Below are 23,096 nucleotides of genomic sequence, written 5' to 3' on the forward strand. Positions count from 1 at the left end.
TTTACTCCTCTCCTTTTGCATCTAAAGCGGTACTGATGGTTTCTTCCTCGCCCCAAATCACATCATATACAAGGTCAACCAACGAAGCTCTCGTTAAAATCCCGGTCAATTTGCGGTCATGATCCACGACAGGAACATATTTTATCCCACGTTTTAAAATTCGTTGCAAGGTATCACGTAATAGAGAATCTTGACGCACATAAAATACTTTGGTATTCATCGCTTCTTCTACTGTTTTTTTCGTTTTGCGCAAGCGGTCAATCATTTCGACATCGATAAATCCAGTTAAGGTATTGGCTTCATCAACCACAAGTAAAGTATCCACACGCTTTTCTCGCATGACGCGTATCGCTTCTTGTAGTGATTTGTCACGAGTGATGGTAATTGGGGTTGCCAATTGTACTTCACCGATCGTTGTTGCATCTGGTCTAGCTTGTAATAAGCGGTCTTCACCAATCAATTCCTCGACAAATGAATTAGCAGGTGCTTGTAAAATATGTTCCGGTGTATCAAACTGTACCACTTTTCCTTCACTCATAATCGCAATCCGGTTGGCTAATTTTAATGCTTCGTCCATATCGTGGGTCACAAAAACGATCGTTTTGCCTAAGCGTTCTTGTAAATCTTTTACCAAATCCTGCAACGCATCACGTGTGATCGGATCTAGCGCGCCAAAGGGTTCATCCATTAAAATAATATCTTGATCTGCAGCTAGTGCACGTACGACTCCAATCCGTTGTTGTTGTCCACCAGAAAGTTCTGCTGGGTAACGATCGAGCATCTCACGTGGCAATTCGACGAGATCGATCATTTTTTCAGCCGTGCGGTCACGCTCTTCTTGACTTACTTTTAACAGTTTTTGAACCAAGGTAATGTTCTCACGAATCGTCATATGCGGCATCAAGCCAATACTTTGAATCACATAGCCGATTTTCCGACGTAGATCAACAGGATTTAGTTCTTCGATATTTTGACCATCAATCAAAATTTCGCCAGTAGTCGGCTCATTCATGCGATTGATCATGCGCATGCATGTCGTCTTGCCACTTCCACTAGTCCCAATAAAACAAATAAATTCCCCTTTATTAAACGATAAATTGACATCTTCGACTGCAACTTTTCCCCCTTTATAAATTTTTGACACATGCTTAAATTCAATCATCTTTGTTTCCTCCTTTTCCCGTACTTCTTTATTTTATTATGCAAGAACTTTCGTCATTTTTCTACTTTAACGCTTTCAACTAAAAAACAGTGAACCTTTAAAGAAAGGTTCACTGTTTTTTTATTCACCTAAGCCTACACGTTCAAAAATCAAATCGACATTTTTCAAATGGTAATTATAATCAAATGCGTCATCTAACTCTTCTTTAGACAACGTAGCCATAATTGTTTCATCTGCTTCCAATAATGGTCTAAATAAGCGTTGCTCATCCCAAGCTTGTGCTGTTTTTGGTTGAACCAAATCATAGGCTTCTTCACGCGTCATGCCATGATCGATCAACTTTAATAAGACACGTTGGCTATAGATCAAGCCAAAAGTCGCATCCATATTGCGACGCATATTTTCTGGGAATACCGTTAAATTCTCTACCAAACGCGCAAAGCGATTGAGCATATAGTCCAATAGAATCGTTGTATCCGGTAAAATGATCCGTTCCGCAGAAGAATGTGAGATATCACGCTCGTGCCACAATGGAACATTTTCATATGCAGTTAAGACGTGCCCACGGATCACACGTGCAAGACCTGCCATATTTTCAGAGCCAATAGGATTGCGTTTATGTGGCATCGCCGAAGAGCCTTTTTGCCCTTTTGCAAAAAATTCTTCGACTTCACGAGTTTCAGACTTTTGCAACCCGCGAATCTCGGTTGCGAATTTTTCAATACTAGTGGCGATCAACCCCATCATCGCGACGTATTCTGCATGCAGATCACGTGGCAATACTTGCGTTGAGATTTCTTGAGCACGAATTCCTAGTTTTTCGCAGACATAACTTTCAACAAACGGTGGAATATTGGCAAAGGTTCCAACAGCTCCACTGATTTTCCCAGCTTCGACGCCTTTTGCCGCATGGTCAAAACGCTCGATGTTGCGTTTCATCTCAGAATACCACAATGCCAATTTCAACCCAAACGTAGTTGGTTCCGCATGCACGCCATGTGTGCGTCCCATCATGACTGTATGTTTATACGCTTTAGCCTTTTGACCGATCACCTCTGTCAAACGAACCAAGTCTTCTCTTAATAAATCATTGGCTTGTTTTAATAGATATCCGTAAGCGGTATCGACAACGTCTGTTGATGTCAATCCATAATGGATCCACTTGCGTTCTTCGCCAAGTGTTTCAGATACCGCACGTGTGAAGGCTACCACATCATGATGGGTTTGTGCTTCGATCTCTAAGATTCGTTTGCTATCAAATGACGCATGTTCACGAATTTTTTTGACATCACCTTTAGGAATCTCACCTAATTCTGCCCAAGCTTCATCGGCTAATATTTCCACTTCTAACCATGCATTGTAGCGATTTTCATCTGTCCAAATTTTCCCCATCTCAGGGCGTGTATAGCGTTCTAACATGTGTATCTCCTTTTTATTCCCAAATTTTTGTTTGTTTTACTTCTTCTAATGTCGACTCAACATCTTCAGTCGGAATGGTGATATGTCCCATTTTACGATAGATCTTTGCTTTGTCTTTTCCATAATAATGAAATTGCCAATGCGGTTTTTCAGGAATCATCGTATAGGATTTTTGCAGTTCAATCCCTAAAATATTGACCATAACGGCAGCAGTTGTTTGACGTACTGGAGCAAGTGGCCAACCACAAATCCCACGAATATGAGCGTCAAATTGACTCATCGTACACGCTTCGATTGTATAGTGTCCAGAATTATGCGGACGCGGTGCCAATTCATTGACATAAAGACTGCCAGAAGCCGTTAAAAACATTTCCACTGCTAATACACCGCGCAAATCAAGCGCTTGTGCCAATACCAACGCGATTCGTTTAGCCTCAGCAGCAACGTCGTCTGAAATTCTTGCTGGAGCGATCGTTTGGTATAAAATATTTTTACGATGCACGTTTTCGACTACAGGAAAAGTCGTATATTCACTCCCGTTACCGGCAACTAAAATTGATAATTCTTTTTCAAAAGGAATCCATGCTTCTAATTCACACGTTCCTTGGCGCAATAACGTCATCGCTTCAGAGACATCACTGCGACTTTTCAAGACCAATTGTCCTTTGCCGTCATATCCTCCACGCGTTTGTTTTAATACACAAGGATAACCTAAACTATCGATTGCATCTTGGATATCCGTTGGACTGATGATCGTAGCGTATGGGGCAATCACGATATTTTGTTCTTCTAAAAAGGCTTTTTCTAATAAACGATCTTGAGTAATAGCTAAGAGATCCGTCCCTTGAGGAATCGATGCATCTGCTGATAAATGATTCAATGCTTCTACACTTACATTCTCAAATTCATACGTCAACACATCACAGCGTTTAGCCAATTCACCCAACGCAAGTGTGTCTTCATAATCAGCGACAATATGCCAATCGGCAACTTGCGCTGCTGGACAGTCATTTGTTGGATCTAATACTCCTACTCTAAAGCCCATATTTTTGGCACTCATGGCCATCATTCTTCCAAGTTGTCCGCCACCGACGATTCCAATCGTCGCACCTGGCATCAATAGGTTACTCAAGTTGATCACTACTTTCTTCAACGATTTGCATCAATTCATTTCGATATGTTGCTAATTTTGCTTCTATATCTCTATCATATATGGAAAAGATTTGTGCCGCAAGTAGTCCCGCATTAATTGCACCAGATTTTCCAATTGCAGTCGTCGCTACTGGGATCCCACCTGGCATCTGTACGATCGAAAGTAACGAATCCATTCCATTCAATGCTTGACTTTTCACTGGTACCCCAATCACTGGCACTGTAGTTTTCGCTGCAACCATTCCTGGTAAATGTGCTGCTCCTCCTGCACCCGCAATAATCACATCGTAGTGCTCGCGAGCAGTACCTGCAAATGCATATAATTTGTCTGGCGCTCTATGCGCCGATACGACTGCTTTGTCATATGCAATACCAAATTGTTCTAATACTTCACAACTGTGCTTCATGGTTTCCCAATCCGACTTACTTCCCATAATTACTGCAACTTTTCGTTTCATCTCACCGACTCCTTTATTTTATCTAGCTCAAAAAAGCACATACGTCTAATTCGACGTATCTGCTATAGGCATTGATTTTTGTTTACGAGATTTTACTTGAAATAAACTATTTAAACAAACTGCACTAATACTGCTCATCACGATGCCATTGCTCGTAAACATTTGGATCGCTTCAGGAAAATGTGCAAATAAAGTCGGCATCATATTAAACCCTAAACCAAAACCTAGAGAAATTGCAACTGTCAATAAGTTCCGTTCATTTGAAAAATCGATATGATGCAACATTCTAAGGCCGGCCACTGCGACCATGCCAAACATCACTAGCATTCCTCCGCCTAATACAGGTTCTGGAATGACTTGGGCTACAGCACCTACTTTAGGAAATAAGCCCAATACGACCAATAGACCACCAGCGATCATGATCGGTTTACGCGAGGTGATCGCTGAAAGTTGAACAAGTCCGACATTTTGCGAAAAACCAGTATGCGGAAATGTATTGACGATGCCTCCTAATAAGATCGCCAATCCTTCTGTGCGATATCCACGTTCTAAATCTTTTGTTGTCAATTCTTTACCACTTAGTTCTGCTAAGGCAAAATAGACACCTGTCGACTCTACCATGCAAACTGTAACAATAATGATCATTAAAACGATGGGGATGACATGGAATGTGGGCAAACCAAAATAAAATACTTTAGGCAACTGAAACAGCGCAGCCTGTTGGATCGGTACAGTTGAAATCCCTGTTGTGACCATTGCAAACAGTGTTCCCCCAACTAGACCGATTAACACGGCGATCGAACGTAAAAACCCTTTACCAAATCCTTGAACCAGTAAAATCAGCACAATCGTAACAAAGGCTTGACTTAACGATACAAATGAACCAAAGTTTTCACCGTTTTGATTGCCACCACCCATTTTTTCAATAGCGACAGGAATCAGCGTCAATCCAATCGTCGTAATGACCGTCCCTGTCACGATCGGTGGAAACAAGCGCTTGATTTTTGAAAACGCACGTGCAAAGAACATTAAAAAGAAGCCAGCAGCAATAACTGCACCAAATACTGCGGGCAAGCCGTATTGTTGACCAATCAAAATCGCTGGTCCTACTCCTTGAATCGCACATCCTAGCATCACCGGTAATCCAATCCCAAAAAAGCGACTGATCGTTACTTGAAGTAAAGTGGCGATCCCACACATTAAAATATCGATAGATAACAAATACGTCAAGGCTTCATTGGATAAGCCTAACCCAGTGCCGATTAATAACGGCACAGCAATCGCACCTGCGTACATTGCGAGTAAATGTTGAATCCCTACTAAAGAAGCTTGTGCATGACGTGTCTTCATTTTGTCTCATCCTCTACAAATTCAATTTTTTCTTGTTCTAAAGAGGCGATTCTCGCCAAAGAATAAACTGATAATCCTAAAGATTCTAATACGTGACGTCCTGGCTGGAAGGATTTTTCAATCAAAATCCCAATACCACAAACACTAGCTCCAGCTTGTTGGCACAACTCAGCTAATCCTTTTGCGGCTTGACCGTTAGCTAAAAAATCATCGACAATCAAGATGCGATCTGATTTCTGTAAAAATTTTTTAGAGATCGAAATTTGGCTCGTTACTTGTTTCGTAAATGAATAGACTTCACTTGTGACTAATTCTTCATCCATCGTTAAACTTTTCGTTTTGCGGGCAAAAATCATCGGAACACCTAATGCTTGTGCTGTATAAACAGCCGGTGCAATACCAGAAGATTCTAGTGTGACGACTTTTGTAATGTGTTGTGCTTGAAATTTTCGGGCAAATTCTTGTCCAATCTTTGCCATTAATTCTGGATCAACTTGGTGTGTGATGAACGAATCCACTTTTAATACCCCTTGTATCAATACGTTGCCATCTTGTAGAATTCGATCTTGTAATTCTTTCATACGAAACCCCTTTTAACTGTAGTAAGGTATTTTCCACTGCCAAACTTATGTTAGTCTCCGTCAATAAAAAAAGTGCACCTTTTTTGCTACGCAAAAAAGATACACTAAGACAGCGTACTTTTTTACTCATAGTCTGATATTTACGGTATCAGGTAGAAACTGTCGACCAATTACGACGATATATAAGTAAGGACTAATTATGAAAAACTCAAGTTTTATTATGCCGATTATTTTACAAAAAAACAAGCAAAAAAATAGGTAAAGACCTATTTTTTTGCTGAATGTTCGGAATCAAACTGTTCTTTTTCAGATTCACGGTATTTTTTCATTTTTGCACTAAACAATTCTCCATTGGTAGGAGGCGTATAGCTGATCGCATTGGCTCCAGCTTTGATTGTTGCCAATATTTCTTTTTCTGTCGGGCCGCCAGTCGCAATAATAGGCAATTCTGGATATTTTTCTCGAAAATAACGAACAGTATCTGCCGTGTCTTTTCCAGCACTGATGTTGATGATCTTCACACCAGCTGCTAATTTTTCTTCAATTTCACTATAGCGACTCGTCACAGTACTAATTACCGGAATATCAACGACTTTACAAACTGATTTCACCGTTTGAACAGGCGTTGGTGCATTGACCACGACACCTAAAGAGCCTTGGGCTTCTGCAAATAGGCTCATATACACACACCGTTGGCCTTGAGTCAACCCTCCTCCAACACCAGAAAATACTGGGATATTTGCTGATTCAATGATACTTTTTGTAATTGCTGGATGAGGGGTAAACGGATAGACTGCAATCACCGCGTCTGCATTGGTGTTGTGAATTACGGCGATATCAGTTGAAAATAAAATCGATTTGATTTTTTTACCAAATAATCTGATCCCGCTTGCTTCTTTAATGACCTCAGGTACTTTGACGATGTCTTGACGTAATGCCGAACTGACTTCTGGAACAAATGCTTCCATTTGGATCACTTCCTCTAATCATATTGGTATAACGCATTTTCTTCGATAACAGTTTTGATTTTTTGCGCATAAGTAGGATCAGTTGCATAGCCTGCTTCTTGTAAAGCGTCCGCTGCTGCTTCATAATTTGTAGCCGTTAATACACCTTCATATTTTTGTGGATTCCAGGTTACTCCATTGACAAATAATAACGTGTGATCGTCCATAGAGGCTTCCCATGAATCATAAACACGAAACTCGCCTTTAATCGTAATCCACTGCTCATTGACGAATTCTTGTGTATCTAACTTGATTTTTTTTTGATTCCCATATGCTTTGATCCCAAATAAATTATTGTATTTACTTGCAAGTTCACTTTGGCCCCAATCGGATTCTAAAATCGCTTGCCCTAAAATAATACTAGGCAAGATACCATATCCTTCTTGTAATTCTTTTGCATGAGGAACTAGTGTCTCGATAAAGGCTTCGCGACTTACTGGTTCATTTGATTGTGTATGGGTTGCGTATTCAAAGATGGGTGTCGTCAGTTGCTTTAAGGAAAGGACAAACGCGCCTAAAATGAGTACAAACCCAAGCAAAATCATTCTTTTTTGACGTTGCTGCTTCTTTTTCTTCATGATCCCTCTTTTTTTAAATTTCTTCTAACCGCTCATTCATCCATTCGATCAAGGCTTGCGGCTCTCTTGTAATGGCTTTTTGCAAAACAGCCGGTACCCGAAAACTTAATACGTCATCAAAGCCCCACTCTCCATAAGCGACTGTTACTTTTAAATGCAACCACTGTTGGCCGTTTTGTTGCCGATCTTGTGGTAATAACTCTACCGATCCAAACCCATGTTGCAACCATTCTTGAGCAATTTTTAATTTCATTTTTCGATACTCTTCCATTGCAACAGTTCGTTTTTCTGGATAGATCACTGTTTGTCGGAGTACTTTTTGGACGACCATCCATTCATAGTCGCTAAATAAATTGACAATTTTTTGATTGAGTTCTGGTGAAAGATTCGTCAGGCCATCTTTCCATAATTGCCATTTTTCATCTGTGATCCCTAACGTGTTTGCCACAAATTCCTCTTCTGAAAGATATTTTTCCAAGATCGTTTGCGTTACGATATCTACATAAATCGAATGCATGTTTTTTCCTCCTTTTACTTTCGCTTGACATCTTTGAATGTATCAAAAAATTCGGATTTAATTTCGATAAATCCTTTAAATGATTGTAAAAATTGAAATAATCGCGCTCTGTTTTCAAATTCACTACGGTCTTTTGGCAAAGGTTGTTGTTGATAGAAATGAAATAGTTGTTCCACTTTTTCAAGTAGGCGTGTGCCATCATTCCGCTCTGCAAACGTATTGGCAGTAAAAGCTAAAACCAATTTCAACTCTACTAATAAAGCAGGGTCGACTGTGATCGTCTGTTGCAAAGCTAACATGTCTTGTAGCATGCGAACTTGGGCGCTACGCATCAAAAAATATTCTTCAAAATAAATCGGCTCGTCAAAGAAATGATCTTCTTGATACAAACGTGCCTGTCGTTGTCCTTCATGCAATTTATTCATTAACACGGTACTATCTTGAACCAATTCGACAAGTTGGTTGGCATCTGGCCATGTCGATAAATCCGATAACAACTGACGAAATAATGATTCTGTTGCTTGTTGTTGTTTCACCAATTCTTTTTGACGATCTGGCATATAAAGATTAAATAACACTGCCATTCCTGCTCCAATGCCCATCAACAAAAATTCGTTGACAATTAAAGACGGTGAAAAATGGGCTTCTGTCAAGTAATGCGTCACCAAAACCGAACTGACTACGATCCCTTCGGTTAACTTCAACTTTACAACAATCGGAATAAAAAGCAATAGATAAATCCCAAAGCCTATTGGCGAAAATCCAATCAACTCAAAAATGATAAAAGAGATCAATGTTGCAACGATTAATGATAAGAGTCGTTCAATCCCTGCGTGCAATGAATTTTTTTTCGTACCTGCCAAACTTAAAATAGCAATGACTCCTGCCGATGCGGAAAAATGCAGTCCTAATATAGATGCAAGATACATCGCAATCACACTGGCAATCGCTGTTTTGATCGTTCGTAATCCAATTCTCATCTAATTGACTCCTTTGTTACTCATTGGCTTTTAGCGCATCAAGCATATTGATTTTTTTAAGCGCGCGATGCGTCGCAACACCTACTATTGCGACAAATAAATACGTCAAACCAATAGCATAGACATAACTCATCGGATTAATCGTCGGTGAGAACATCGTTGTATCCATCTCGACAGTTTGAATGACATACCGATGCAACATCATCCCTAAGCCAGAACCTAAAGCCATTCCTACAGTAGCCAAAATGATATTTTCACGAACAATATAAAACGTCACTTCCCGATCAAAAAATCCTAAGACTTTAATTGTCGACAATTCACGTAACCGTTCGGCGACACTCATTGTATTTAAACTATACAGTACAATAAAGGCCAATAGACCCGCTGAAATAATCAAGACCCACATCACAATCGTCAATACGCCTAAAGAACTTTCCAATTCCGCTTTTGTTTTGCTTAAATAACTTACATTGATCACGTCACTGTTCGTTTTCCACTCATCAGCCAATTGATCTTGTAAGGTGGTTGTTAGAGGGCTGTTAAACGTCATGAGCGCTGTCGTATAAACGGGTGTTTCTTTTGTCACTTCTTGGTAGTATTTGTTTGTCATATAAAGAGCATGCCCAACATAATTTTCCGTAATTCCAGCGATCGTTACAGTAAACTCTTGGTCGTCTGTTTGTTTGACGGTAAATGTATCCCCTTTTTTTAACGAGAATAATTTCGCTAATTTTTGGGTAATGATTGCGCCTTGATCAGTTAAGGTCAACTTGTTTTTTTGATCAGGTGAGATCAATCGGTAAAAGTTTGGTAATGCACCGTTAGTTTCTGGCACAATCACTGAAACCGATTGTTTTGACGCATCTGTACTTGTTGTTGTCACTTCTTCCATAAAAATCGGTAACACTTGTTTGACTTCTTTAGTTTGTTCCAACGTTTTCATTGTAGACGGGTTTTCTTGACTCAGTGTCACGACAGCTTCATAACGCCATAATTTATCAAATTGTAACGGAATCATTTCACTGATCGAATCTTTTAGTCCAAACCCCGTCAAAATCATCGCCGTACAACCTGCAATCCCTAAAATCGTCATCCACATCCGCGTTTTATAGCGAAACAAATTACGAAACATAACTTTATAAGTAAAGCTCAAGCGACGCCATAAAAACGTAATACGTTCTAATAAAATCTTTTTCCCTGCTTTAGGGGCTTTAGGACGCATCAAGACTGCTGGAACCTTTGTCAGTTCGACACGAACGACAAAAAAGGCGACCACAACGGTACAAAGAAGCGAAACGCCTGTAGCTAAAAGTACAAGATTGATTTGCCACGGTGTTTGGTAACCGATAATATCATATACCTGTCCATACGCTTCGATGATAATCCGCGGAAACAAATAAAAACCAATGCTTAACCCCACGACGATACCACTGACACAAGCAAGCGTGACGTACAGTAAAAATTTAGATGCAATCTCTAGCGGACGATATCCTAAAGCAAAATATGTTCCAATTTCTAAACGCTTTTCCTCGACCATCCGGCTCACAGAAGTCAAACTGATCAATGCAGCGACAAAAAAGAAAATAACAGGAAATACGGTTGCCAAAGAAGCGATTCGATCGGCATTTTGATCATATTCTTCATATCCAGGTAGATCTGTTCGCGTCGTAATGAAAATGGGCTGTGAGAGAAAAGTTTGACGCGCATCTTCTGGTAGTGCCTGTGCTTGTTTCATTAGAGCATTTTTGTAGGCTGTTTCAATCGTTTGTTTCACTGCTGCTTTTTCTTTTTTTGTCGTGTGTGGATTAAAAGTCAAAGCCAATCGATTCGGAGTATCTGCTGTAAAATTTTCAGGCAGAGTATACGCAAAATAAGTCAACGAACCGTTTTTTAGCGTAGTCGTTCCACGATTGTCTTTTGCTAAAAATTCAGGACTTAATACGTATCCGACAATTTTATAGTTCTTTTGTTTCAGCTCTTTTGATTGCTCAAAGGTGAGCGTATCCCCCAACTGATAGCCTGTGACCCCTTGTACATTCGCATCGATCACGATTTCATCTTTTGCTTGTGGTAACTGTCCTTTTACAACGGTCAGTTTATTAAGAATTGGATCCTCATCATAAGAAAATAAACGAATGACGGCTTGTTGATCTTTTTGTGTCACGTCTACTCTATCTTGTGTTTGAACTTTAGCCACGTCTGATTCTTCGTTGATCGTCTGCACTGTCGATTCATCTAAACCACTTGGCGCGTAGATAAACCAATCGGCTAGATCTGTCCGCGTGTAATAATCAGTTGCGGCTTGTTTCATATCCGGACCCGTAGCGCTGATGCCCACAAAAAAGGCAACACCTAGTAAAATAATCGTCATCAGAGCGAAAAAGCGTCCGGGTGTCGACTTGATTTCACGTAAACTAGTTTTTAATAACGTTTTTTTCATCAGACCACCACCTCTACCATTCGATTTTCGCAACCGGTGTTGGATTTGGTTGATCGACGACACTCTTGACTTTTCCGTCATTCATACGAATCACGCGATCGGCCATCGGTGCAATCAAAGAATTATGTGTGATAATTACTACCGTCGTATTTTCTTGTCTAGCTGCTTGTTCGAGTAACATTAAAATCTGTTTTCCGGTTTCATAATCCAGTGCTCCTGTGGGTTCATCGCACAATAATAACTTTGGCTTTTTCGCTAATGCACGTGCAATTGTGACCCGCTGTTGCTCGCCTCCGGATAATTGAGCTGGAAAATTATGAATTCGATCTTTTAGCCCAACTTCTTGTAATGTTTGGGTGGCATCTTTCGCTTCTTTAACGATCTCTGTCGCCAGTTCAACATTTTCTAAAGCTGTTAAATTTGGAACTAAGTTATAAAACTGAAAAATAAATCCTACTGATTCTCGACGATAGCGAATCAATTCTTTTTTACTAAACTTCGCGATATCTTCTTGATCAACAATCACTTGACCGCTCGTTGGAGAATCCATACCACCTAAGATGTTTAGCACAGTCGATTTTCCAGCTCCACTAGGTCCTAAGATCACTGTCACGGCACCTTTTTCGATTGCAAAGGAAACTGCATCGTTTGCGGTTATCGTGGTTTCTCCCATTTGATAAATTTTTGATTCTTCAATCAATTCAATATAGGCCACACAAGCTCCCCCTTAATTTTATTCGTAAGCATAGTTTATCACAAAAATTACGAGGATTCGATTGATCTAAACGAAAGAAAAAATTAGTTGTTATCGCAACTATTTGCGAAAACAACTAATTGACTAACCTAATTTACGCTCATAGCGTTTTTGTCCATCTAAATATGTCGCCTGAAGATTCATCTTTGCATCCAGTACAATAAAATCCGCCGCGCGATTTTTTTGAATCCGCCCACACACATCATCGATTTTACAACTGACCGCAGGCACATATGTCGCCATCATGACTGCTTCTTCTGGTGTGGCAAGATCCCAATTGACAACATTTTGAATGGCTTCTTTTAATTTTAAAATACTACCGGCTAAATTTCCGCTCTCAAGACGAACCGTACCATCTTGAACGACTACCGGAAATTCACCTAGTTCATACGCACCTTCTGGCATCCCACCAGCCATCATACAGTCTGTAATCAGCGCTACATGTTCTGGTCCGACTTTATCGATCAACAGACCACACGCCTCTTTATGAACATGATGACCATCACAGATCAATTCAGAAAAAACGTGGTCAAGCTGCATCAACGCCCCTACCATTCCTGGTTCGCGATGATTCAATCCTCGCATGCCATTAAATGCATGGACAAACACACTCGCTCCAGCATCGACTGCAGCTTTTGCTTGATCAAATGTCGCATCGCTATGGCCTAACGCCACCACAACATCTTGCTTTGTCACAGCTTCAACAAAGGCTTCAACCCCTTGACGTTCGGGAGCTAATGCGATTTTTTTAATCAAGCCATTAGCTGCCTGTTGCCATTTTTCAAATGTTTCAATACTTGGATCATTGAAGTAAGCAGGATTTTGCGCTCCTTTGTGGACTTCATCAAAAAAAGGTCCCTCAAAATAAATTCCTGCAATCTTTGCACCAGTGACTTGCTCTTTTGCCTTGGAGATGGTGGCAGCAACTCGTGTCAAATGCTCTTCACTAGAAGTTAATGTTGTAGGTAAGAAGCTCGTTACCCCACATTCTAACAACGCCTCAGACATTACCTTAAGGGCTTCTAAATCATCATCCATCACATCGTGGTTTTTATAGCCATGAATATGGGTATCCACTAAACCGGGTGCGATCATGTATCCCGTATAATCAATCACTTGATGAGTTGAGGTGTCGATCATAGAAGAAAAATCGCCAAATTTTCCATCACTTATTTCTAAATAGCCTGGACCTTTTGTACCAGAAGGATAAAAAAATTTGTCTGCATAAATGTATGTTTTCACGAATGCCACTCCTTTTTGTATACTACTTCTTAAAAATACTCTCTTTTTCACGAAAAATCAAGAAAGGTCTACACCATTTTCATAATTTGTTAACGTTTTAATCGAATCAGCTGTTTTTGTCATCCAACGCGCTTTTTCAAAATTTCCCATTTTCTCATGTGATTCACTCGCAATATGCAACAGATCCTCGATATAGTAGTAGCTTAAGCGATCAAGTGACCATTTGATCCCTTGGATAGCTGTAGTGATACTTTTTTCATATTGCGCTTGCGTGCATAAAAAACGTGCATAATGATAAAAAACTTTCGTCACTTCGAATGTCGACTGTTCGATGGGTAAGGTTAATGCCAGTTCAACACTACGCTCTAAGCGTTTTTCAGCTTGTAAAAATCGATTCGTATCTGCATATATCCGGCCGATAAATCCAATAATCTGCACTTCGATCGACGAAAAATGATCTTTTTTATTTTCAGAATACGTATAAGATAAACCGTGTCGTAAGCCTTGGATGGCAGTATCTGGTCGCTTTTTCACAAAATATTCAACGATGGCTGCATGATAGAAATACAATTGTAAATCCGTATCTAAATACAAACAGTCTAAAATCTCTGTTTCATCTAACATCTGATCCATGTCACGATATTTTTTATGAATGAGTAATTTATTTAGTGTAGTAAAAAATTGTTGGACTTCTATAATTTGTGAAAATCTAGTGTACATTAACTGGTCCATCGTAATCGTAAGTCTAACACATAGTTGTTGTAAGACAGCAACGTTTGGAATTTCTAAATTATTTTCGATTCGACTCAATACACTTTGAGAACAAATTCCTTGTGCAAGCATTTTTTGCGTCATTTTTTTCGACTTACGGATCTGCTTGATTTTATCCCCTAAACATTCTTGTAATGCCAAATGATCGGCCTCCTTAAAATATGCGAATTCGCATTTTATCTTTTTGAGCTTTTAGCTCATACTAACAAAAAAGAAAGCGTATCATTTTTTTAGCTTATGATCCTCTATCTATGTTAAAGGAAGTGTTATTTTTATGGAAAATCAAGTTCAAATCGCATTTACCTGGGAAAACGAAACGTTTCAAGGATTCATCGAAAAAGAGTATGAAAATTCATATTTGATTCATGTAAAAAATCCTAATAGTGAGTTAGTGGAAAAATATAATGGACGGATTGTGCTCAGCAAAAAGAAATGTATAACAGATATTCTTTTATAAGGGAGAGAAAAAGTGGTTCGGGGGAACCACTTTTTTCTCTTTATTTTTGCTGATAAGTGGATAAAAATTGGCGCAGAGCATGTGAGGTCGTTTTTAGATCCTCCATATTCGGTAAGTATACCAATCTAAAATGATCTGGTGCTTGCCAATTGAACCCGCCGCCGTGGACGAGTAAAATCTTATGTTCATGGAGAAAATCAAGAACAAATTGTTCATCATTTTTGATATTAAATCGCTTGATATCCATTTTAGGAAACATATAAAAGGCCGCTTTTGGTTTGACTGCAGATAAACCTGGGATATCATTGATTGCTTGATAGATGTATTCTCTTTGTTCGTAAATTCGACCACCTGGCAACAATAATTCATCTACACTTTGATAACCACCTAAGGCTGTTTGGACGATTTGTTGCGATAATACATTGGAGCATAGTCGCATCGAAGACAACATATTTAATCCTTCAATATAATCACGGACACGCGTTTTATCTCCACTTAATACCATCCAACCTACACGAAAACCCGCAACACGATGCGATTTTGATAACCCACTAAACGTGACGACAAAGCGATCTGGTGCTAGTGTCGCAATCGGAATATGTTGGTGGCCATCCATGACTAAACGATCATAGATTTCATCTGAAAAAATAATCAAATCAAACTCACGAGCAACGGTAATAATTTGTTCCAATATTTCTTTAGGATAAACTGCCCCAGTTGGATTATTCGGATTGATCAATACGATTGCTTTGGTTTTTGCCGTAACTTTTGCACGGATATCTGCAATATCTGGATACCATTCACTTTCTTCGTCACAAATATAATGAACTGGCTTGCCACCAGCTAGTGAAACAGAAGCTGTCCACAAAGGATAATCGGGCATTGGAACCAATACTTCATCACCATCATTACACAATCCTTGCATACTCATCGTAATCAATTCACTAACGCCGTTTCCGATATAGATATCATTGATCGAAACATTTGGAAATTTTTGAAGTTGGTAATACTGTTCGATCGCTTTTCTAGCTGAAAAAATCCCTTTTGAATCTGAGTACCCTTCTGAAGCACGTACATTCATAATGAGATCACGGACGATTTCGTTAGGCGCTTCAAAACCAAATGGCGCTGGATTTCCAGTATTTAATTTTAAAATACTCACGCCTTCTTCTTGCATTCGGTCAGCTTCTTCTAATACCGGACCGCGAACATCGTAACTTACGCCTTCTAATTTTGTTGATTTTTCAAATTTTCGCATAAACATCCTCTTTTCAAAAAAGAACTAGTTTTCTTAAACTTTAAGTCATTTGAAATAAAATTGCAATTTTAATTTTTAGAATTTACAAACTTTTTAGCTTCTGCCTATTTTTCACTAGTTTAACCAAAAAAAGATTGACATTTAAAAGTCAAATCGCTAAAATTTTTCTTGTACCCTATTTGCGGATGTGGCGGAATTGGCAGACGCGTACGCTTGAGGGGCGTATGGCTTCGGTCGTGTGGGTTCGAGTCCCATCGTCCGCATCAACCAGTCACTTTTGGCTGGTTTTTTTATTTAAGTATTTTTGTGCTTTTTTTCACTTTTTTAAGGAAATTTGACGGAATCTTTGCTAAAATAATGATGTTGAGGTAATGAAAAAGAGACAAAATCGAAACGAAATGAGGAGTTTTTATGACAATTAGTGGAATCATTTTAATCATCATTGGCATTATCGGCTTTCTACTTTTACAAAAAAAAGGAACTAGCGTAAAACTTATAACGGGCGCGATTACCGTGGTCGGAATTATTTTATTGATCATCGGGATGACTTCATCAACTAAATCAAGCGACGAAACTGCTTCGCCTTCTACTACATCAACATCTTCACAAGAACTAAAACAGTCTAAAGAAGACCAAGTGAAAAATGAAGATAAATTAAAAGAAACCGTTCGGCTAGACGATCTTGAATTAGCGACCGAACAAGAAGATGCACAAAAAGAAGATAAGAGCACGTATGATGCAAAAACAAACTACGAAGAGTTAACGCAAACACCGAAAAAATATGAAGGTCAAAAAATCACATTAACAGGTGAAGTGATCCAAACCATTGAGGATGACGAAAAAGTCCAATATCGTTTAGCTGTTGACGGCGATTATGACAAAATGATCTTATTAGAGATTAAAAAATCCGAAGTATCGACTCCAGTAGCTGAAGAAGACAATGTGACTGTTTATGGGACGTTTTTAGGTATGGTATCGTATAATTCCACTCTAGGTGAAAAAATTTCCATTCCAGCGATGCACGTGCATATGTTAACGAAAAACTAAATAAACACCGGCTAAATTTCTTAGCCGGTGTTTGTTTTTGTGCACTATTCAAAATGCGGATCAGAATTTTGTTCTGTTTGTCCTTGATCGATCAAGTTAGATAAATCACGATTCAAGACGCCTTTTTTCTTTTCTTTCGTTTTAAATGCCGCTTTGTATTGTCCTCTAGTCATCGCAACAGGTTCTTGTTTGTTGAAACGTCTCACACTAGGTTCTTCGGGTTTTTTCTCCACATAATCATTTGACTCTTCAAACAATAAATAATGCTCATCTGTTTTTTGAAAGCCTGCAAGCAAAGCCTTCGTTTCTAGCTCTTCCTTCGGTTGATCAGGAATCAATGATTTAGGTGTAAATGTCGGAACAAAAGGAGTATGTGCCTGTTGTTCTAAAGTAGCACTTGGTTCTTGCATGCCTTTCGTTTCAGAGGGTCCAGCTGTTTCAACTGTGCTCACTGGTTGAGACGACACACGCGGCGCACGCGTGTAGTTTCCAAACAATTTTACTTTGCCTGTTTTCGTTTCTTCTCTTACTGGTTTTTTTCCGTAATCTGGTAATTGTTCACGATGCTTTTTCAATTCATCTTGTTGCGCCAAACTATGGCCATAGCGTTTAGAGACCGATTTAGGGATATACGTCGTACGTCTTCTTGCACGCAATGTTTCACTTTCTGTAAAATCAACTCCCGCTGATGTCGTAGACGGTGTCGTATTTGTTGTTTGACTTTCAGTTAAAATCCAGGGCTCAGTTGAAGTAAACGGTTTTCTTGTCGCATTGCGTTGCAACTTCACTCCATCGGAATCAGAAAACGCGGGAAAACGCGTGTATTTACGTTCAATATTTGAAACATCTACCATTGCCTTCACTTCTTTCTCAAATATACTCTATGGAGCTATCTTAACATAAAACCCTCCCTACTCGCTATCGCTTTTGCTGTTCTGGTTTTATATCGATTACAATAAATGGATCCATCTGTGTCTTTTTCAGAATACTAGCTATGATTTGTCCTTTCACAATCGGAGGTAACGCGTGATACGTATTTTCTAGTTGTACATAAGTGTGATCAGTTTGATAAGCTTTGACTTCATAAGGCACTTCAGGCGTAAGCAGATTCGTTTCGTGCAATGCTGTCAAAAAAATAGATGGACGAATCTTACGTTGTCGTGCAACTTTTTCTAAAATCACTTGAACTTGATCTAAAAAATACTCCGGATCAACATCACCGATTGTTTGTATAAGTTTCGGATAAAAACGCGACTCTTGTTGGCCGATAGCTTGAAAATAATGCGGAAGTGTATTGGCCATTTGTTGTGTGCTATATGCATCCATACCCAATTGACTCGTTTCAAGTGTGGCTGGATAACAAAAATCAAGTGTTTCAGGTAAAAATCCTATCCATTTTTGTTGCTGAAAATCTTTTGCTAAGGTATAGAGTTGAGCAGGTTTGATTGGTTTTGCCATAAGTTTTGCGACCCAGTCGTCTACAGTCGTTTGATTACTTTGTACCGCATCATACGTGATTGTTGTAAAATAACGACGATTTTCACGAATGATCAACTGCGCACGGATACATCGCTCTAATTTTTTTTCGAGTTTACTTGCAGGAAAGGCTTCTTTTAACTGCCTTAATGTCGGAGGTGTTTCTTGCTCTAGCAGATACGTCACCAGTTGTTTGTAAAATGGATCGGTAACGATTTGTTGTTCATTTGTTGTCAGATTCGCATAACCTAATTTCATTTCTTTCCCTCCAAAAAAAGACGTTTTTAGATTACTCTAAAAACGTCTTTTTATCTTATTGAAATGCTGCTGTTAATTGAGGTACAACTTGTTTTTTACGAGAAACAACCCCTGGTAAAAATGCACGATTATTCGTCAATTTCACCGCAAAGGCTTCTTCTACTGGCGCTGTTTGATCGCCAACCACTAAAATTTCAGAATTATTTTCTAAAATATCGGTAACGACTAAAACAAAAAGATCATACCCTTTTTCTTCATTTAATACAGCCATTTCTTTTTCAAGCTCTACTTGACGTTCAAATAATTCAGGAATCGCTACCGTATTCACTTGCGCAACACGAACTGTTTTATCACTCATTGGGAAGCTTTTTGCATCTAGATCTAATAATACAGATACTGTTTTGTCCGCTAGGTTCGTTCCTGCTTTTAATAAATCTAAACCGTATGCCTCTAGGTCCACTTCAGCGATTTGTGCCAATTCTTTTGCAGCAGCGATATCTTCTTTCGTACAAGTTGGTGACTTTAATAATAAGGTATCTGAAATAATTGCCGATAACATGATCCCAGCAATCGCTTTTGGAATCGTTACTTGATTTTCTTTAAACAATTTCAAAATAATCGTACTCGTACAACCTACAGGCTCAGCACGGTAATACAAAGGATTTGCTGTTTCAAAATTAGCGATACGGTGATGATCAACTACAGCTAGGACCGTTACGTCTTTGATATCGGCAACACTTTGTTGGAATTCGTTATGATCGACTAACATGACTTGTTCGGTTTCATTAGCAGCTGTTTCAATCACGCGTGGTGCGCTTAGGCCAAAAGCATCTAACGCAAATTGAGTTTCTTCATTTGGTGTTCCTAGCGCTACGGCCTCCGTTTGTTGACCTAACTCATTTTGTAAATGTGAAAATGCAATCGCAGCTCCAATTGCATCGGTATCTGGATTTTGATGTCCGAAGACTAAAATAGTTGACATGTGATTCGCTCCTTTAGTTGAGTTTCCGCTTCTATCATAGCAAAAAAAAAGAGATAAGAAAATAACAAATTTCTTATCTCTTTTACTTTATCTTGTTTGATACCCCGTATAATCCGCAACGTGTAATAGTTCTTTCGCATTTTCAACACGATCGTTTGTCGGTGGCTCAATGCCTTCTAACGGATATTTCAAGCCTAACTCATCCCATTTGAATTTTCCCATCGTATGATAAGGCAAGACTTCGACTTTATCGACATTACTTAGACCTTGAATAAAGTCATTTAATCGAATCAAAAACTCATCGTAATCACTACGAAATGGTACCAATACGTGGCGGATCCAAACAGGCTGGTTGATTTCAGATAAATAACGAGCCATATCTAAGATGTTTTCATTTGACTGTGTCGTTAATTGTTTATGGGCTTCGTTATCGATTTGTTTGATATCAAATAAAATCAAATCGGTATACTGCATCAGTTCATTGAATTTACTAAAGAAAGGCTCTTCTCTAGTAAATGGTTTGCCACACGTATCTAATGTCGTATGGATTCCTTTTGCTTTGGCTTTTTTAAACAATTCGATCAAAAAGTCGACTTGTAATAGCGGTTCGCCACCACTAACCGTGATCCCACCATCTTCGCCCCAATAGGCTTGATACTTCAATGCTTCTGCTAATAACTCATCTGCGGTGTATTCTGTTGCCGTTTTCGCACCGATCTTCCAAGTATCCGGATTATGACAAAATTGACAACGCATCCGGCAACCTTGTGTGAAGATGACAAACCGAACTCCTGGGCCGTCAACGGTACCAAAATTTTCTGTTGAATGTATACTTCCCTTGATTGCCTGATCCATTGCAATTCCTCTTTTCTTTTGCTAGTCGCGTAATGATTATAGACGGTCGTGAGAGGTACGTGCGATTACGTCTGCTTGTTGTTCTGGTGTTAGATCGCGGAATTTCACGGCATAACCAGAAACACGAATCGTTAAGTTTGGATATTTTTCAGGATGTGCTTGCGCATCTAACAGCAATTCATTTGTAAAGACGTTCACGTTGATATGGTAACCACCTTTATCAAAGTAGCCGTCTAAAACATTGCGTAAGTTGTTGATACGTGTCATATCATCTTTACCTAATCCATTAGGGTTGATTGTTTGGGTATTTGAAATACCATCTAGAGCATGTGAATATTCTAAACGTGCTGTAGAGTTTAATGAAGCCAACAACCCATATTTTTCACCTAAGAATTTACCATCTTGATAACTTGGGTTTGCACCGGGTGCTAATGGTTGACCCGCACGACGTCCATCTGGTGTATTCCCAGTGGCTTTACCATAAACCACGTTTGATGTGATTGTAAGTAAAGAAGTCGTTGGTGTTGAATGACGATACGTATGTTGACGTTTGATCTGAGTCATGAAGTAATCCAAGATCCAGTTTGCCATTTGATCGGCTTCTGCATTGTCATTTCCGTATGTTGGGAATTCATTTTGTGGAATATAGTCTACTGCTAATCCATCTTCATCACGGATGACTTTTACATTCCCGTGTTTGATGGCCATAATACTATCGGTCGCATGAGAGATACCTGCGATTCCTGTAGCGAATGTACGTTTTAAATCTGAGTCCATCAATGCTAATTGCGCTGCTTCATAAGCATATTTATCATGCATGTAATGGATCACATTTAATGTATTCACATACAATTCTGCTAACCAATCTAATGTCTGTTTGAAGCTTTCCATAAATTCATCAAAGTCAATATTTTCACCAGTTAATGGACGATATTTTGGTCCTACTTGCATTTTCGTTTTTTCATCAACACAACCGTTGATCGCATACAATACTGCTTTCGCTAAGTTCGCACGAGCACCAAAGAATTGCATGTCTTTTCCAACAACTGTTGCCGATACGCAACATGCGATCGCGCAATCATCTGAACCCCATTTTTCACGTAATAAATCATCGTTTTCAAATTGGATCGATGAACTTTCTTTAGCAATACGTGCTGCAAATGTACGGAAACCTTCAGGTAAGTGTGAAGAGTACAATACAGTTAAGTTTGGTTCTGGTGATGGTCCCATGTTGGTCAATGTGTGTAAGATACGGAAGTCATTTTTAGTGACCAATGAACGGCCATCGATTCCCATACCTGCAACACATAACGTTGCCCAAATTGGATATCCTGAGAACAATTGATTGTAATCTGGTGTACGGGCAAATTTCACCATACGTAGTTTCATGATCAAGTGATCGATCATTTCTTGTGCTTCAAATTCTGTGATCAACCCACGATCTAAATCACGTTGAATATAAATATCTAAGAATGCTGAGATACGTCCGATTGACATCGCTGCACCATTTTGTGATTTGATTGCACCTAGATAACCAAAGTATAGCCATTGGATCGCTTCTTGTGCATTTTCAGCTGGGCGTGAAATGTCAAACCCATAAGATGCTGCCATTGTTTTTAAGTCATTTAATGCGCGGTATTGTTCTGAAATTTCTTCACGTAAACGAATCACATCATCGGTCATTACTTTATTGCCGCAATTTTCATGATCTTTTTTCTTTTGTTCCATTAAGAAGTCGATTCCGTATAAAGCCACACGACGATAGTCCCCAATAATACGACCACGACCATACGCATCAGGAAGACCTGTAATGATTTTATTTTTACGTGCTAAACGCATTTCTGGAGTGTAGGCATCAAATACTCCTTGATTATGCGTTTTACGCCAATCTGTAAAGATTTTCGTCATTTCAGGATCAACTTCGTACCCATTAGCGGTTAAGGCATTGTTGGCCATTTTGATTCCACCGAATGGTTGGAAAGCTTGTTTCAATGGTACATCTGTTTGCAAACCAACGATTTTTTCTTCTTCTTTGATTAAGTAGCCTGGACCATGAGAAGTTAGCGTAGATGGAATGTTATTGTCCATATCGTACACGCCATTTTTTTGATGTTGTACTTCAAATAGTTCTTGTAATTTGTTCCATAATTTTTCAGTACTTGGCGAGATTGGTTCTAAAAATTGATCGTCGCCACGATATTCCGTGTAGTTTTTTTGGATAAAGTCACGTGTGTTGACCTCAACTTGCCATTCTCCACCTTTAAATCCGTCCCATGCTTTTGTTGTTTCTGTATTGGTCATTTCCATTGTCATCTACGGTTCCTCCTTTTGCGTTGCTACTGCAACAACTTT

The 23,096-nt window shown here is 39.2% G+C and carries 22 protein-coding genes, 1 tRNA gene and 1 riboswitch; of the genes, 3 read left to right on the forward strand and 20 right to left on the reverse strand.

The window, feature by feature from the left end; translation table 11 throughout:
* Position 1 precedes the first annotated feature (1 nt).
* The 14 genes from ACWOEC_RS03455 to ACWOEC_RS03520 all read right to left on the reverse strand — a co-directional run bounded on the left by ACWOEC_RS03455 (position 2) and on the right by ACWOEC_RS03520 (position 14,552).
* On the reverse strand, positions 2–1,162 hold the full coding sequence (locus tag ACWOEC_RS03455) for a betaine/proline/choline family ABC transporter ATP-binding protein (RefSeq protein WP_455305950.1): 1,161 nt from the start codon (positions 1,160–1,162) through the stop codon (positions 2–4).
* Between the two features lie 120 nt (positions 1,163–1,282).
* Positions 1,283–2,581, reverse strand: coding sequence for an adenylosuccinate lyase (purB, locus tag ACWOEC_RS03460; protein WP_455305951.1), 1,299 nt, complete (start codon positions 2,579–2,581; stop codon positions 1,283–1,285).
* 13 nt (positions 2,582–2,594) lie between these two features.
* Positions 2,595–3,722: a 5-(carboxyamino)imidazole ribonucleotide synthase gene (gene purK, locus ACWOEC_RS03465; protein ID WP_455306026.1), complete on the reverse strand. Its 1,128-nt coding sequence runs from the start codon at positions 3,720–3,722 to the stop codon at positions 2,595–2,597.
* Entirely contained in the window at positions 3,706–4,191 is a 486-nt protein-coding gene (purE, locus tag ACWOEC_RS03470; protein ID WP_455305952.1) for a 5-(carboxyamino)imidazole ribonucleotide mutase, read from the reverse strand. Before purE ends, purK begins: the two co-directional genes overlap by 17 nt.
* A gap of 45 nt (positions 4,192–4,236) precedes the next feature.
* Positions 4,237–5,541, reverse strand: a complete 1,305-nt coding sequence (locus ACWOEC_RS03475) for a nucleobase:cation symporter-2 family protein (RefSeq protein ID WP_455305953.1) — start codon at positions 5,539–5,541, stop codon at positions 4,237–4,239.
* The gene (locus tag ACWOEC_RS03480; RefSeq protein ID WP_455305954.1) at positions 5,538–6,122 is read right to left on the reverse strand and encodes a xanthine phosphoribosyltransferase; all 585 of its coding nucleotides are present in this window, start codon (positions 6,120–6,122) and stop codon (positions 5,538–5,540) included. The genes ACWOEC_RS03475 and ACWOEC_RS03480 overlap by 4 nt, the downstream gene beginning before the upstream one ends.
* A gap of 109 nt (positions 6,123–6,231) precedes the next feature.
* Positions 6,232–6,328: riboswitch (purine riboswitch) on the reverse strand.
* 60 nt (positions 6,329–6,388) lie between these two features.
* The gene (locus ACWOEC_RS03485) at positions 6,389–7,090 is read right to left on the reverse strand and encodes a beta/alpha barrel domain-containing protein (RefSeq protein WP_297076016.1); all 702 of its coding nucleotides are present in this window, start codon (positions 7,088–7,090) and stop codon (positions 6,389–6,391) included.
* Between the two features lie 14 nt (positions 7,091–7,104).
* Positions 7,105–7,707, reverse strand: coding sequence for a glycoside hydrolase family 73 protein (locus tag ACWOEC_RS03490; protein ID WP_455305955.1), 603 nt, complete (start codon positions 7,705–7,707; stop codon positions 7,105–7,107).
* Between the two features lie 13 nt (positions 7,708–7,720).
* Positions 7,721–8,224 (reverse strand): hypothetical protein, encoded by a 504-nt coding sequence (locus ACWOEC_RS03495; RefSeq protein ID WP_297076013.1) that lies wholly within the window; start codon positions 8,222–8,224, stop codon positions 7,721–7,723.
* A 14-nt stretch (positions 8,225–8,238) separates the two neighbouring features.
* Positions 8,239–9,204 (reverse strand): aromatic acid exporter family protein, encoded by a 966-nt coding sequence (locus tag ACWOEC_RS03500; protein ID WP_455305956.1) that lies wholly within the window; start codon positions 9,202–9,204, stop codon positions 8,239–8,241.
* 16 nt (positions 9,205–9,220) lie between these two features.
* Positions 9,221–11,644, reverse strand: coding sequence for an ABC transporter permease (locus tag ACWOEC_RS03505; protein WP_455305957.1), 2,424 nt, complete (start codon positions 11,642–11,644; stop codon positions 9,221–9,223).
* A gap of 13 nt (positions 11,645–11,657) precedes the next feature.
* Positions 11,658–12,359 carry an ABC transporter ATP-binding protein gene (locus ACWOEC_RS03510; protein ID WP_455305958.1) on the reverse strand — a complete coding sequence of 234 codons (702 nt, stop codon included), beginning with the start codon at positions 12,357–12,359 and terminating at the stop codon, positions 11,658–11,660.
* A 123-nt stretch (positions 12,360–12,482) separates the two neighbouring features.
* Complete coding sequence (nagA, locus tag ACWOEC_RS03515; RefSeq protein ID WP_455305959.1) at positions 12,483–13,640, reverse strand: N-acetylglucosamine-6-phosphate deacetylase; 1,158 nt, start codon at positions 13,638–13,640, stop codon at positions 12,483–12,485.
* Positions 13,641–13,697: 57 nt separating this feature from the next.
* On the reverse strand, positions 13,698–14,552 hold the full coding sequence (locus ACWOEC_RS03520; RefSeq protein ID WP_455305960.1) for a helix-turn-helix domain-containing protein: 855 nt from the start codon (positions 14,550–14,552) through the stop codon (positions 13,698–13,700).
* A 133-nt stretch (positions 14,553–14,685) separates the two neighbouring features.
* Between ACWOEC_RS03520 and ACWOEC_RS03525 the strand changes: the two genes are divergently transcribed.
* Complete coding sequence (locus tag ACWOEC_RS03525) at positions 14,686–14,868, forward strand: DUF2187 domain-containing protein (protein ID WP_455305961.1); 183 nt, start codon at positions 14,686–14,688, stop codon at positions 14,866–14,868.
* Between the two features lie 40 nt (positions 14,869–14,908).
* Here ACWOEC_RS03525 and ACWOEC_RS03530 read toward each other — a convergent pair whose 3' ends face one another.
* A complete protein-coding gene (locus ACWOEC_RS03530) occupies positions 14,909–16,126 on the reverse strand; it encodes a pyridoxal phosphate-dependent aminotransferase (RefSeq protein ID WP_297075998.1) in 1,218 nt (405 codons plus the stop codon).
* A gap of 181 nt (positions 16,127–16,307) precedes the next feature.
* On the opposite strand from ACWOEC_RS03530, the gene ACWOEC_RS03535 reads away from it, so the two are divergent.
* Positions 16,308–16,389, forward strand: a tRNA-Leu gene (locus tag ACWOEC_RS03535).
* Positions 16,390–16,537: 148 nt separating this feature from the next.
* Entirely contained in the window at positions 16,538–17,173 is a 636-nt protein-coding gene (locus tag ACWOEC_RS03540; protein ID WP_455305962.1) for a hypothetical protein, read from the forward strand.
* Between the two features lie 44 nt (positions 17,174–17,217).
* On the opposite strand, the gene ACWOEC_RS03545 is transcribed toward ACWOEC_RS03540, so the two are convergent.
* The 5 genes from ACWOEC_RS03545 to pflB all read right to left on the reverse strand — a co-directional run bounded on the left by ACWOEC_RS03545 (position 17,218) and on the right by pflB (position 23,057).
* On the reverse strand, positions 17,218–18,027 hold the full coding sequence (locus ACWOEC_RS03545; protein WP_455305963.1) for a hypothetical protein: 810 nt from the start codon (positions 18,025–18,027) through the stop codon (positions 17,218–17,220).
* A 64-nt stretch (positions 18,028–18,091) separates the two neighbouring features.
* Positions 18,092–18,907: a DUF1803 domain-containing protein gene (locus tag ACWOEC_RS03550; RefSeq protein ID WP_455305964.1), complete on the reverse strand. Its 816-nt coding sequence runs from the start codon at positions 18,905–18,907 to the stop codon at positions 18,092–18,094.
* Between the two features lie 55 nt (positions 18,908–18,962).
* The gene (locus ACWOEC_RS03555) at positions 18,963–19,889 is read right to left on the reverse strand and encodes a manganese-dependent inorganic pyrophosphatase (protein WP_297075988.1); all 927 of its coding nucleotides are present in this window, start codon (positions 19,887–19,889) and stop codon (positions 18,963–18,965) included.
* Positions 19,890–19,976: 87 nt separating this feature from the next.
* Positions 19,977–20,744 (reverse strand): pyruvate formate-lyase-activating protein, encoded by a 768-nt coding sequence (pflA, locus tag ACWOEC_RS03560; protein WP_297075986.1) that lies wholly within the window; start codon positions 20,742–20,744, stop codon positions 19,977–19,979.
* 36 nt (positions 20,745–20,780) lie between these two features.
* Positions 20,781–23,057: a formate C-acetyltransferase gene (pflB, locus tag ACWOEC_RS03565; protein WP_455305965.1), complete on the reverse strand. Its 2,277-nt coding sequence runs from the start codon at positions 23,055–23,057 to the stop codon at positions 20,781–20,783.
* Positions 23,058–23,096: the final 39 nt, after the last annotated feature.

The sequence above is a fragment of the Enterococcus bulliens genome, assembly GCF_053761865.1.